Annotated in this window: 9 protein-coding genes; 5 read left to right on the top strand and 4 right to left on the bottom strand. The window is 71.7% G+C overall.

The genetic code is table 11. From position 1 onward, the window contains the following. Window positions 1-95 precede the first annotated feature (95 nt). The gene (locus tag K5L01_RS06265) at window positions 96-2,321 is read right to left on the bottom strand and encodes a TonB-dependent siderophore receptor (RefSeq protein ID WP_250062915.1); all 2,226 of its coding nucleotides are present in this window, start codon (window positions 2,319-2,321) and stop codon (window positions 96-98) included. A 787-nt stretch (window positions 2,322-3,108) separates the two neighbouring features. On the opposite strand from K5L01_RS06265, the gene K5L01_RS06260 reads away from it, so the two are divergent. Both K5L01_RS06260 and K5L01_RS06255 read left to right on the top strand, forming a co-directional pair. Next, window positions 3,109-5,472 carry a TonB-dependent receptor plug domain-containing protein gene (locus tag K5L01_RS06260; RefSeq protein WP_250063506.1) on the top strand — a complete coding sequence of 788 codons (2,364 nt, stop codon included), beginning with the start codon at window positions 3,109-3,111 and terminating at the stop codon, window positions 5,470-5,472. 2 nt (window positions 5,473-5,474) lie between these two features. After that, window positions 5,475-6,779 carry an aminotransferase class V-fold PLP-dependent enzyme gene (locus tag K5L01_RS06255; RefSeq protein WP_250062914.1) on the top strand — a complete coding sequence of 435 codons (1,305 nt, stop codon included), beginning with the start codon at window positions 5,475-5,477 and terminating at the stop codon, window positions 6,777-6,779. Window positions 6,780-6,823: 44 nt separating this feature from the next. Here K5L01_RS06255 and K5L01_RS06250 read toward each other — a convergent pair whose 3' ends face one another. From K5L01_RS06250 to K5L01_RS06240, 3 genes are all read right to left on the bottom strand, one after another. Next, window positions 6,824-8,110, bottom strand: a complete 1,287-nt coding sequence (locus K5L01_RS06250) for a DUF445 domain-containing protein (RefSeq protein ID WP_250062913.1) — start codon at window positions 8,108-8,110, stop codon at window positions 6,824-6,826. A gap of 2 nt (window positions 8,111-8,112) precedes the next feature. Further along, on the bottom strand, window positions 8,113-9,186 hold the full coding sequence (locus tag K5L01_RS06245) for a DUF5671 domain-containing protein (protein ID WP_250062912.1): 1,074 nt from the start codon (window positions 9,184-9,186) through the stop codon (window positions 8,113-8,115). A gap of 109 nt (window positions 9,187-9,295) precedes the next feature. Continuing rightward, entirely contained in the window at window positions 9,296-10,147 is an 852-nt protein-coding gene (locus K5L01_RS06240; protein ID WP_250063504.1) for a plasmid replication/partition related protein, read from the bottom strand. 267 nt (window positions 10,148-10,414) lie between these two features. Here K5L01_RS06240 and K5L01_RS06235 point away from each other — a divergent pair, with 267 nt between their 5' ends. The 3 genes from K5L01_RS06235 (at window position 10,415) to K5L01_RS06225 (ending at window position 11,593) form a co-directional block, all read left to right on the top strand. Further along, complete coding sequence (locus tag K5L01_RS06235) at window positions 10,415-10,630, top strand: DUF4287 domain-containing protein (protein ID WP_250062911.1); 216 nt, start codon at window positions 10,415-10,417, stop codon at window positions 10,628-10,630. Between the two features lie 125 nt (window positions 10,631-10,755). After that, window positions 10,756-11,112 (top strand): GlpM family protein, encoded by a 357-nt coding sequence (locus K5L01_RS06230; protein WP_250062910.1) that lies wholly within the window; start codon window positions 10,756-10,758, stop codon window positions 11,110-11,112. A 16-nt stretch (window positions 11,113-11,128) separates the two neighbouring features. Next, complete coding sequence (locus tag K5L01_RS06225; RefSeq protein WP_250062907.1) at window positions 11,129-11,593, top strand: hypothetical protein; 465 nt, start codon at window positions 11,129-11,131, stop codon at window positions 11,591-11,593. Window positions 11,594-11,620 lie beyond the last annotated feature (27 nt).

Below are 11,620 nucleotides of genomic sequence, written 5' to 3'. Positions count from 1 at the left end.
TATCCAAGGCGATCGCTATGGTCGGGTGGAGGGGAAAGACCGGTGCGGGCGGCCGCGCGGCCCTCCCTGGCCGGTGCGGCGCCGCTGCCGGGTGCTTACAGCTTCCAGCGCAGGCTCAGGCGCACGTTGCGCGGTTCGCCCCAGTTCACGCCGTCGTAGAAACCGACGTTGTTGTAGTACTTCTTGTCGAGCAGGTTGGTGATGTTCAGCTGTGCGGAAAGGTTGTCGCTGAAGCGGTATCCGGCGAAGGCATTGAGCAGCACCACCGCGTCCTGGGAGATGCGCGACTTGTAGGTCTTGCCGCTGCTGAGGTAGTCGTCGGCGGGGCGGTTGCCCAGGCGCCAGATGCCGCTCTGCCAGGTCAGCCCGCCGCCCAGCGACAGCCGGCTCCAGGCCCCGCCGGGGCGCCAGGCGCTGTTGAGGCGGAAGGTGTCCACCGGCGTGGTGGTGTTCTGGCGCTCGCCCAGGCGGTTGCGGATGACGGTATGGGCATAGCCGGCCGAGAGGTTCCAGTGGGCGCCGAGGCTGCCCTGGGCTTCGGCCTCCCAGCCCTTGACCTTGTTGCCCTTGCCGGTGGAGCGGTAGGCGCTGGCGCCGTCGGGCAGCGAGCCTTCGGGCACCGAGTCGTCGAGCTCGGCGACGTTGTCCTTCTCGCCTTCGAACAGGGCGGCGGAGAGGTTCAGGCGGCCGTCGAGCAGTTCGGCCTTGAGCCCGGCTTCCCACATGTCGCCGACCACCGGCTCCAGGTAGGCGTTGTGCTTGTCGCGGTAGTTCTGCGGCTGGAAGATGTCGGTGTAGCTGACATAGGCGCTGAGCGAGCGGGTGACGTCGTAGATGAGGCCGGCATAGGGCGTCAGCGTGTCGTCCGGCGCGTAGCCGCCGCGGGTGGTGCCCAGCAGCGTGCCGTCGGCGCCGCGCTGGTAGCTCCAGCTGCGGGTTTCCCAGCTGCCGTAGCGCGCGCCCAGCACCGCCAGCAGCGGGTCGGCAAGCTGCAGGCGGGCGGCGACGTAGGCCGCGCGCTGCTTCAGCTCGTCCCGCGAGGAGAGCCAGGGGTGGCGCACGATCTGCAGCGGTGCCACGTCGCCGGTCCAGTGGCGCCAGTCCGGCACCTGCGCGTAGCTGTCGGCATAGTCGAAGTCGGCGGCGGGCACCTCGCCCTTGCGCAGCGACTGGCCCACGCCGAACACCAGCTCGTGCTCGCGCCCGAACAGCCGGAACGGTCCGCCGGCGTTGAGGTCGAACACCTGCATGTCGCCGCGTTCGCCGAAGGCGCCGATGAAGGCGCCCACGCCGCTGCCGTCGGCGCGCGGATAGCCCGAGGCGCCGTACCAGACCTCGCCCTGGGTGTCGCGCTTGGAGCGGGTGTAGCTGGCCTTGAGCGTCCAGTCCCGGCCCAGGCCCTGCTCCAGGCGCGCGAACGCGGTCTTCTCGACGATCGGCCACTGGCTCCAGCGTGCGGACAGGTTGGTCGAGCGCGGCAGGCCGGCCGGCTTGCCGTCGGCGCCCCAGTAGGGGACCACGCCCCAGGTGACGCCGGAGGTTTCCGGCGACTGGTACTCGTAGCCGGCTTCGAGCAGGGTGCGGTCGCCGAGGTCGGCCTGGACGATGCCGTAGAACACGTCCTTGTCCAGACGGTAGACGTCGCGGAACGAGTCGCTCTGCTGTTTGGCGGCGACGAACCGGGCGCGGATGCGGCCGTCGAGCGCGACCGGGCCGCCGATGTCGGCTTCCAGGCGGTGGTTGCCCCAGCGCCCGAGCGTCATCCCGGCGCTCATCGCGAACTGGTCGCTGGGGCGCTTGCGCACGTAGTTGACGCTGCCGGAGGGGTCGCCGGCGCCGGTGGTCAGGCCGGTGGCGCCGCGGACCACCTCGATGCGCTCGTAGAGGGCGCTGTCGGTATTGGTCTTGATGTAGCCGCCGAAGGTGTTGAGCATCCCGTCGACCTGGAAATTGGTGATGTTGTAGCCGCGCGAGACGTAGTTGATGCGTTCGCTGTCGGTGACCGACACGTGCACGCCGGTGACCTGGCCCATCACGTCGGACAACGCGTACAGGCCCATGTCGTCGAGCTGCTGGCGGGTGAGCACGGTGACCGACTGGGGGGTGTGGCGCAGCGACAGGTCGAGCCGGGTGGCGGTACGTGCGTGCTTGACGGTGTAGGAGTCGCTGTCTTCGGCGACGACATTGACGGTGTCGAGGGTGGCCGCCTGCCCGGGTGCGCTCTGCGCCAGGACGGTGGATGCCTGCAGGAGCAGGGCGGTGGCGAGAGCAGCGGCAAGCCGCGCGGGCCGCGGCGACGGAACGGGGGACAGCGTCGGCATCGTACGATTCCTGGTGGCGGGGACACGGTGCCGGCCAACGACGGGAATCGTCTTCGGCGCGGCGTCCTGTCGGACGCGCGCCCTGCACGCTGTTGCTCCCGCCGGTTGGCCCGCATGCATGACGCGGCGCCGCTCGGCACCGCGTTGCGAAGGGGGTTCAGGGGTACACGGGGCTGGCGGCGGAGATCGGAGAAGCGGGCCGCGGGAGGCTGGGCGTACTGCCTAACTGGCAACGATAACGATTCTCAACAGTGCAGGCAAGCCGGGGGCGCTGGCCCGGGTGCGGTTGGCGCGCATCCGGCGATCCGGAGGCCGGTGGCCGGGCTGCTGGCCTCGTGGCGCGGCCTGTCGCAGCTGGCGCTGCCGGTGCGCTGCGCGGGGAGGAGGCTCCGCGGATGCGCCTGCGTCGGTTGCGGTCATCCGGCTCCCGCGTCCGCATCGCGCGCGTCGTCCCTGCGATCAGGGCGGCGAGGACGCACGCCGCGGCCGGCAGGTGGCGGCGCAGGGGCAAGGGTGTCGCTGGCGCAGGCGGTACCGCGGTGCCGGAGGGCGATGCCGCCGCGCGTAGCGCGGTGCGCTGCATGGCGCCGTAGGGACGCGCGCGGTGCATGCGCGCCGTGTCGACCGCGGCGCACGCGCGGCAGGCACGCGCGGTTCGCCGCGTGCATCGCGGTGGCCTGTCATCGGCGGGAAACGCTGCATGCCGACCATGCGCGTCCCGGGCCGGCGTCGCCGGCACGTTCCCCCCGTCCAACCGGAGTCCTCCGTGAAGCGTTGTCTGTTGCCGATGGCTGTCGCCACCGTCCTGTTTCCTCTTGTCTGTGCCGATGCGCATGCCGGGACCGCCGCCGGCGATGCCGCCGAACCGGCCACGCTCGACGCGATGATCGTCACCGGCACGCGCGGCTCGCACCGCACCCAGTTCGATACGCTGGCGCCGGTGGACGTGTTCTCGCAGGAGGACATCCAGGCCATCGAATCCACGGACCTGTCCGACGTGCTGGCGCAGCTGGTGCCGTCGTTCGTGGTGCAGCGGTTGCCGATGGCCGACGGCCAGGTCTTCGTGCGTCCGGCCACGCTGCGCGGGCTGTCGCCGGACCAGACCCTGGTGCTGGTCAACGGCCGCCGCTTCCACCGCTCGGCGCTGCTGGGCGCGCGCGGTGCGCAGGGCCCGGACCTGTCGCAGATCCCGACCTCCGCGATCAAGCGCATCGAGGTGCTGCGCGACGGTGCGTCGGCACAGTACGGTTCGGATGCCATCGCCGGCGTCATCAACATCCTGCTCGACGACAGCATCGGCAGCGAGTTCACCCTGGGACTGTCCGAGTACGCCGAAGGCGACGGCACGGCGCGCCGTTTCGGTGCCCGTACCGGCGTCGGCCTCGGCGAGACCGGCGCCCTGTCGCTGTTCCTGGAGTACGACAAGGCCGATGCCACCTCGCGCAGCCGCCAGCGCCCGGACGCGATCGCCTTCCAGCAGGCGCATCCGTCGCTGCAGGTGCCGGACCCGGTGCAGCGCTGGGGCCAGCCCGACCTGGAGAACCGGCGGCTGGGCTTCAACCTGCGGCTGCCGTTCGGCGCCACCTCCGAGGCCTACGCGTACGCGCTCTACAACAGCGGCGAGGGTGTCAGCGACTTCAACTGGCGCAACCCCGACGGCACCGCGTCGGTCTACGACACCACACCGCTGTTCCCCGGCTGGGACGTGCGCACGCTGTATCCGACCGGCTTCTCGCCGAAGTACGGCAGCGACCACGATGACCTGCAGCTGGTGGCTGGCCTGCGCGGCCAGTTCACGCCCGACCTGGGCTGGGACGTCAGTGGGTCCTATGGCCGCAACCGCATCCGCTACACGCTGGGCGACTCGATCAACGCCTCGCTGGGTCCGGACAGCCCGACCGCCTTCTACCTGGGGCGGTTGTCCCAGGTGGAGAAGAACGTCAACGCCGACCTGGTCTACAGCCTCCCGCTGGGCGCGTTGCCGGCACCGCTGAACATCGCCTTCGGTGCGGAGTTCCGCGAGGAGACCTACGGCGTCGATGCCGGCGACCCGGCCTCGTATGCGATCGGTCCGGGCGCGGCGGCGGGCCTAGCCGGCAACTCCAATGGCGCGCCGGGCTTCGGCCCGGACAACGCCGGGCGCTGGAGCCAGCGCAGCCATGCCGCCTACGTGGACGTGGAGGCGCCGCTGAGCGCCCGCTGGAACGCCGGTGCGGCGGTCCGCTACGAGCGTTTCTCCAGCTTCGGCGGGACCCTGGACGGCAAGCTTTCCACCCGCTTCGAGATCACCCCGGCGTTCGCCCTGCGCGGTTCGCTCTCCACCGGTTTCCGCGCGCCGACGCCCGGCCAGCTCTATACCACCAGCACGGTCCAGGGGCTGGACACGGTGACGCTGCAGGTGTTCACCTCGGGCCGGCTGTCGCCGAGCGACCCGCTGGCGCGGCAGCTCGGCGCCACCGCGCTCAAGCCGGAGCAGTCACGCACCGCGTCGCTGGGCCTGGCCTGGCGCAACGACGCCGGCTTCTCCGGGTCGATGGACCTGTACGACATCAAGGTCACCGACCGCTTCAGCCAGTCGGCCTCGTTCCAGATCCCGGCCGGGGTGGCCAACCCGATGGGCTATACCTCGGTGAGCTACTTCACCAACGATTTCGACACCACCACGCGCGGCGTGGACCTGGTCGGCAGCTGGACGGGCGAGGCCGGCCCCGGCCGCCTCACCCTGACCCTGGGCTGGAACTACAACCAGACGCAGGTGGACAAGGGCGCCACCAGCGTGGCCACCAGCCAGGCCCAGCGGGTGATCTTCGAGGAGCGCCTGCCGCGGCAGAAGGGCACCTTCAGCGCCAACTACGACATCGGCAACTGGAGCGTGCTGGGCAAGCTGCGCCATTACGGGGCCTGGACCGATTCGACCGGCAACGCCACCGGCGACATCTTCCAGCGCTTCGGCGACATGCAGTTCTTCGATCTGGCGCTGGCCTACCGCCTCAACGCCCACAACACGCTGCGCATCGGCGCGGACAACCTGTTCGACCGCTACCCGGACGAGGCGGTGTTCCAGGCCAGCCGCGGCCTGGTGTACTCCCGCAACGCGCCCTACGACACCGACGGACGCAACGTCTACGCCGAATACTGGGTCAGGTTCTGAGCATGGACATCCAGCGACGACGACTGCTGCGCGGCGCCGCGGCGCTGCCACTGGCCGCTGCCGCCGGCGCCTCCGCCTCCGCCGGCGCGGACCTGGAAGCGGCCCCGGTACTGCCGCCGGTCCCGCCCGGGCGCACGCCGGAGCAGTTGGCGCACGATGAGGACTACTGGGCGGCGGTGGCCGCCCAGTACGACCTCACCGACGAGGTGGCCATGCTCGACAACGGCTACTGGGGCGCCATGGCACGGCCGGTGTTGCGCGCCTATGCGCAGGCCACGGCCGAGGTGAACCGCGGCAACGCCTGGTTCGGGCGGGTGGCGTTCCCGCGCCGCCTGCACGCGGTGCGCCAGCGGCTGGCCGGCTTCCTCGGCGTGGGCGAGGACGAAGTGGTGTTCACCCGTGGAGCGACCGAGGCGCTGCAGGCGCTGATCGGCGGCTACAACCGGCTGCGCCCGGGCGACCAGGTGCTGTATGCCGACATCGACTACGACAGCACCATCACCGCGATGCGCTGGCTGGGCGCACGGCGCGGGGCCGAGCCGGTGGCCATCGCCCTGCCCGAGCCGTGCAGCCGCGAGCAGGCACTGGAAACCTACGCGCGGGCGCTGCAGCGGACGCCGCGGTTGAAGCTGATGCTGCTGACCCAGGTGAACCACCGCAACGGCATGCTGCTGCCGGTGGCGGAGATCGCGGCGCTGGCCCGGGCCCGCGGGGTCGACGTGATCGTCGATGCCGCCCATGCGATCGGCCAGGTCGACACCCGCATCGACCGCCTGGAGGCGGATTTCGCCGGCATCAACCTGCATAAATGGATCGGTGCGCCGGTCGGTGTGGGCGCGATGTACGTGCGCCGCGGGCGCGTGGACGCCATCGACCCCTACATGGGCGATCCGGACCGCGGCATCGACAGCCGCATCCACACCGGCACCGCCAACTTCGCCGGGTTCCTGGCGGTACCGGCGGCGCTGGACTTCCACGAGGCGATCGGCGTGCGCGCCAAGCGTGCGCGGCTGCTGCGGCTGCGCAACCAGTGGCGCGACGGCGTGCGGGATCTGCCGGGGGTGCAGTTGCTGGGCACGGACGCGGAGGCGTCCAGCAGTGCGATCGCGTCGTTCCGCCTGCGTGGCCAGGTCACGCTGGAGCAGAACATCCAGGTGGCCAGGCGCCTGCTGGAACAGGCCGGGGTGTTCACGGTGCACCGCGATGGGCTGGTGCAAGGGGCCTGCGTGCGGGTCACGCCGGGCGTCTTCACCTCGCCGGCGCAGATCGAGCGGCTGGTGGCCGGCCTGCGCCGCCTGCAGGCCTAGGGCGGCCGGGCCCGGCAGCGTGGGGCGGCGCGGGCCCGCCGGCGTCAGCCGCTGCCCAGCAGGGTGGTCAACGCATGCAGGGCCAGGCCGATCAGGCCGCCGACCAGGGTGCCGTTGAAACGGATGTACTGCAGGTCGCGGCCCACGCTCAGCTCCAGCTGTTCGACCAGCTTGCGCTCGTCCCAGCCCTTCACGGTCTGGGCGATATGCGTGGTCACGCCGCTGCGCAGCCGCGCGGTGAGCTTTTCCGCGCCGCTGAGCATGTGCTGGTTGAGCGCCTCGCGCAGTGCCGGGTCGCGGCCGATGGCGTCGCCGAGCTTGCCGAGGGTGCGCTGCAGGTGCGCGGCCAGCACCGACTCTTCGCGCGACAGGTCCTCGCGCAGCTGGCGCTGGATGCGCTGCCACAGGCCCTGCACGTAGTCCTGTACCGCCGGGTGTTCGAGCATCCGCTGCTTGAGGGTGTCCACCCGCGCGGCCAGCGCGGGATCGTCGCGCAGCCGCTGCATGTAGCCGTCCAGCCAGCGGGCATAGTCCTGGCGCAGCGGGTGCGCCGGCTGGGAGAGGATGTCCTGCAGCTCGTCCAGTCCGGCCCGGGCCAGGCGGTCGGCAAGCGAGTCGCCGATCTCGTCGATCGGCTTGATCCAGTCCACGGTGCTGGCCAGTTTCGGCCACTCCTTGCGGATGTAGCGCACGATCAGCGTCGACGCGCGCTGGCGCACCGCGTCGGTATCGAGCCAGTCGGCGATGCGGTTGAGGCCTTCGTCCAGCACCCGCTGGTGGCGGTTGTCGGCGGTGAGCAGGCCGAGCAGGTCGCCGGCGGTGGCCGCCGCGTTCCACTGCCGCAGCTGTTCGGCCACGAAGCCCTGGATCGTCCGGCGCACGGCGGCTTCGTCCAGCAGGTCCAGGGCCTGCAATGCCCAGCCGCGCGCCATGCCGGCCAGCATCCGCGCCTGCGGCGGCTGTGCCAGCCACTGCCCCAGGCGCGTGGCCGGGTCGAAGACCTTCAGCTTCGCCAGCAGTGCTTCCGGTTCGAGGAAGTGGTCGCGGACGAACACGGCCAGGCTGTCGGCGATGCGGGACTTGTTGCGCGGGATGATCGCGGTATGGGGAATGGGCAGGTTGAGCGGCCGCCGGAACAGCGCCACCACCGCGAACCAGTCGGCCAGTGCGCCGACCGTGGCGGCTTCGCAGAACGCGCCGACCCACGCCCAGGCGCCGCGTTCACCGTTGAGGTGGCTGACCACGAAGCCGGCCAGCATCGCCAGCAGCATCGCCAGCGCATAGCGCTTGAAGCGGCGCAGCTGTGCGTGGCGGGGATCGGCCGCGGGCATGCTCAGTCCCTGGCGCCCACGCTGCGCTGGAAGCAGTGCGCGCCGGCCGGGTGCGCCCATTCCCCGACGACCGGGGTGTGCCAGCGGGCTCGCGGCTCGCCGCTGTCGGTGGCGAAGTCGGCGCACAGCGCATAGCGGGTGGCGTCCAGGGGCCGGTAGCGGTAGTCGCTGCCGCCGTCCGGATCGTGGCGCGGCAGGTTGACGCCCGGCTGCGCGGCCAAGGCGGCCAGGTCGGCGGGCAGCGTCTGGTGCGCGCTCCACCAGAGCCGGACGGCGGAGTCCAGTGTCTGCAGCTGCTCGACGCGGGCATTGTCCAGCCGCAGCAGCCGCTGCCGCACCGGCGAGTCCATCACCGTCGCACCGGCGGCGATGGACAGCGCGGTGACGATGCCGGTGGCCCACAGCACGCGGCGCCCGGTGGCGCGCGGGGCGGTGCCGGCCACCTCCTCGCGGCGCAGGTCGCGCAGGTAGTGGCCGAGCACGGTGCCGGTGATGGCCGCCACCACGCCGACCTTGAGCAGGAAGCGCAGGCTCAGCTCGCCGCCGAGCAGGTTGTAGACCAGCACGGTCAGGTCGCCGATCAGGATCGCGGCGGCGGCGAACAGGGTCAGGTAGGTGAGCCAGCGGCGGATCGGCGACAGGCGCTTGATCGGGTGCCTGGCGACATCCTGCGCGAGGTGGCGGGCGAGGAGGGCGAACACCGGGAAGGCGATGAGCAGCGCCGAGACCGACCAGCGCATCGACGCGTTCAGCCGCATCGCCTGCCACTGCGCATCGGCCGGGTCGGGGAGCAGGCGCTCGAGCAGCGCGAACAGCAGGCTGCCGAGGTTCCAGGCGGAGAAGTACAGGGCGCTGAACAGCAGCAGGTAGAGGAAGGCTTCGCGGGCGGACAGCGAGGCGCGGGGACGCGGCACCGGCAGCGCGAACGCTCCCTCGGCCCAGCCATCGAGCACCCCCTGGATCTGCTCGGCGCTCCAGCCGGCGTCCAGCAGGGCCTGCCGTACCTGGTCGCGCGGGTGGCCGCGCATCAGCGCGTCGCGGACGAACCGTTCCAGTTCCGGGGATGCCGAGGCCATGGTGGATTCCTTGCAGGGTCGATGCATGGTGACCGCCCCGGCGGTGACGGAGCAAGCGGGGATTCCGGCGGCGCGGCCCGGCGTGGCGTGCCGCCGGGCGGGCCGGCATTCAGGTGCCGGGGTCGCCCAGTCGTGCACGCAGTGCGTCCAGCTCCATGCGCAGCGCCTGGTTCTCGGCGGTCAGCGAGGCCACGCGCTGGCGCAGGCGCTCCAGCTCGCCGTCCTCGGCGGCGGCCGCGACCGGGGTCCCGGTTTCGGAATCGGTTCCGCTGGTGGCCGGCCGCGGCCGGCGACGCGCTTCGCGCACCCGCTTGGCGGCCTGGCGCAGTTCGTCCTTGCCGCCCTGTGCGGCCGCGCGCTGCTCGTCCTCGGGCAGGCTGGCGACCGTGGCGGCGGCGCTGATCGAGATCGCCCCGGTCTTCACCGCTTCGATCAGCTCCGGCGCGGCCTGGCTGTGGATCTTCTCGATCATCGTCACCTGGCTGGCGCTGAGCTTGGCCTGGCGCGCCAGCTCGGTGCGCGACAGCCTGGGGGCCGGCGCCCACGGCGGCGCATCGTCCGCCGGGGTGGGCTCGGCCTGCGCCAACGGCGCCTCGCCGTCGTTCTCGCGCTGCAGCTGCGCCTGCTCGTCCGCGCGCCGCGCGTCCAGGATCGCGCGCTTGCGCAGCGCCAGCACGCCGCGCTGGAAGTCGGACACGCTGCGGCGCCCGAGGTGCTGTTCGATCATCCACAGGTGCACGTCCTCCAGCGACTGGAAGCGGGTGTTCTGCACGGTCTGGAAGGGAATGCCGTGCTTGCGGCAGATGCCGTAGCGGTTGTGGCCGTCCACCAGGACGTCGCCCCACAGCACCAGGGCGTCGCGGCAGCCTTCGGCCAGCAGGCTGCGCTCCAGTGCGTCGTGTTCGTCCGGTGTCAGTGGATCGATGTAGGCCTTGAGTTCTTGGTTGACGATGATGTCCATGTGCATGCCGCCGGAACGTGGGGGGGCGGCATTGTAAGGGGCCTGCGCGGGGTGGGCCGGACCGGCCTGCGGCCGTGGGCGGTGGCGGCGGCAGGGAGTTTGCCGGTCCGCGGAGAGGGGTTCATAGTGCGCGTTCCGGCGGTTCCGCAGCCTTTGCTGCGGCGCGCCGGGCCGGCGCCGCCGGCTCCCGGGCAGGACGCGCAGGCCGGTGGGGACATGCCGCCGCGGTGCGCTCCGGCCAGGTTCCCGTTCCGATCAGGAGTGCACATGGCAGCAGAGCAGGCAGTGAAGGGCCCGGCGTCCTATTTCCCGTCCATCGAGAAGACCTACGGCAAGCCGGTCGAGCACTGGTTCGCGGTCCTGGACGCGGTCAAGGACCGCCGGCACATGGAGCAGGTGGCCCTGCTCAAGGCCGACCACGGTCTCGGCCACGGGCATGCCAACGCCCTGGTGGCCTACCACCGCGCCCGCACCGGCGGCTGATCCGGCGCAGGTGCGGCCGGGCGCGACCGCGCTCGTCCCGGTGGGGCGGCGGGAGCCCGCGCGGGCGTGCGGTTTCCCGCGTCGCGGCATGCCCCCAAGGCACGGCGATCCGTTACGATGCGGCGATGCTTTCCCTGTTCCTGAAGTCGCTGCTGGGCGCGCTCGCGGTGCTGCTCATCGCCCTGTTGGCCCGCTCGAAGAGCTTCTTCATCGCCGGGCTGGTGCCGCTGTTCCCGACGTTCGCGCTGATCGCGCACTACATCGTCGGCAGCGAACGGTCCGGTGGCGACCTGCAGAAGACGGCCCTGTTCGGGCTGTGGTCGCTGTTTCCCTATGCCGGTTACCTGGCCGTGGTGTATGTCGGCAGCGTGCGCTGGCCGCTGGCGGTGACGCTGGGGGCCGCCACCGCGGTCTGGTTGCTCATGGCGGTGGCGATGATCCTGCTCTGGGGCAGGCTGCATCCCGCGCTCGCGGGAGGCTGAGCGGGGTGTGCGCGGCATGACCGGCCGGCTGTTTCCGCGGCCGTGGCCGGAAGCGCCACGGCGGGTGCTGGCCGGTGCGGCCACGGTGCTGGGCGCGGTCCTGGCGACGGCGCCGGTCGCCGCAGGGCCGCCGCCTGAAGCAGGGGCCGTCGAGGGCGGGCAGTGGCGTCAGGGGACGGCCGGCGGCCATTACCGGATACGGGTCGAGCGTGTCGGTTTCGAACATGTGAGCTGCCGCGTGGAGATCGCCTGGATCGCCACCGCGGGCGGCAGGGGGGCGCCGCGGGAGGTGGACCGGGTGCCGTTCGCGGAAGTGTCGAACGGCTTCTGGAGCTGCGGGCCGGAGACGGTCTCGCTGCAGCCGCGCACCGCGCGGCTGACGGTGCAGGCGACGCATGCCTATGCCGGCCAGCAGCGGACGTTCACCGCGCTGCTGGAAGGCCCGGGACGCTATCGCTGCCTGGACTGCGCGGTGCCCTGAGGCCCGGAGCAGGCCAGGCGGCGGTGC

This window comes from Stenotrophomonas mori (genome assembly GCF_023556335.1).
Lineage (GTDB): Bacteria > Pseudomonadota > Gammaproteobacteria > Xanthomonadales > Xanthomonadaceae > Stenotrophomonas > Stenotrophomonas mori.
Note: the sequence above shows the minus strand (reverse complement) of the source record. Positions and strands in the feature narration are given on the sequence as shown.

Coding starts and splice junctions, on each gene's coding strand:
- K5L01_RS06265 (WP_250062915.1), bottom strand. CDS start 2,321: ATGCCGACGCTGTCCCCCGTTCCGTCGCCGCGGCCCGCGCGGCTTGCC.
- K5L01_RS06260 (WP_250063506.1), top strand. CDS start 3,109: ATGGCTGTCGCCACCGTCCTGTTTCCTCTTGTCTGTGCCGATGCGCAT.
- K5L01_RS06255 (WP_250062914.1), top strand. CDS start 5,475: ATGGACATCCAGCGACGACGACTGCTGCGCGGCGCCGCGGCGCTGCCA.
- K5L01_RS06250 (WP_250062913.1), bottom strand. CDS start 8,110: ATGCCCGCGGCCGATCCCCGCCACGCACAGCTGCGCCGCTTCAAGCGC.
- K5L01_RS06245 (WP_250062912.1), bottom strand. CDS start 9,186: ATGGCCTCGGCATCCCCGGAACTGGAACGGTTCGTCCGCGACGCGCTG.
- K5L01_RS06240 (WP_250063504.1), bottom strand. CDS start 10,147: ATGGACATCATCGTCAACCAAGAACTCAAGGCCTACATCGATCCACTG.
- K5L01_RS06235 (WP_250062911.1), top strand. CDS start 10,415: ATGGCAGCAGAGCAGGCAGTGAAGGGCCCGGCGTCCTATTTCCCGTCC.
- K5L01_RS06230 (WP_250062910.1), top strand. CDS start 10,756: ATGCTTTCCCTGTTCCTGAAGTCGCTGCTGGGCGCGCTCGCGGTGCTG.
- K5L01_RS06225 (WP_250062907.1), top strand. CDS start 11,129: ATGACCGGCCGGCTGTTTCCGCGGCCGTGGCCGGAAGCGCCACGGCGG.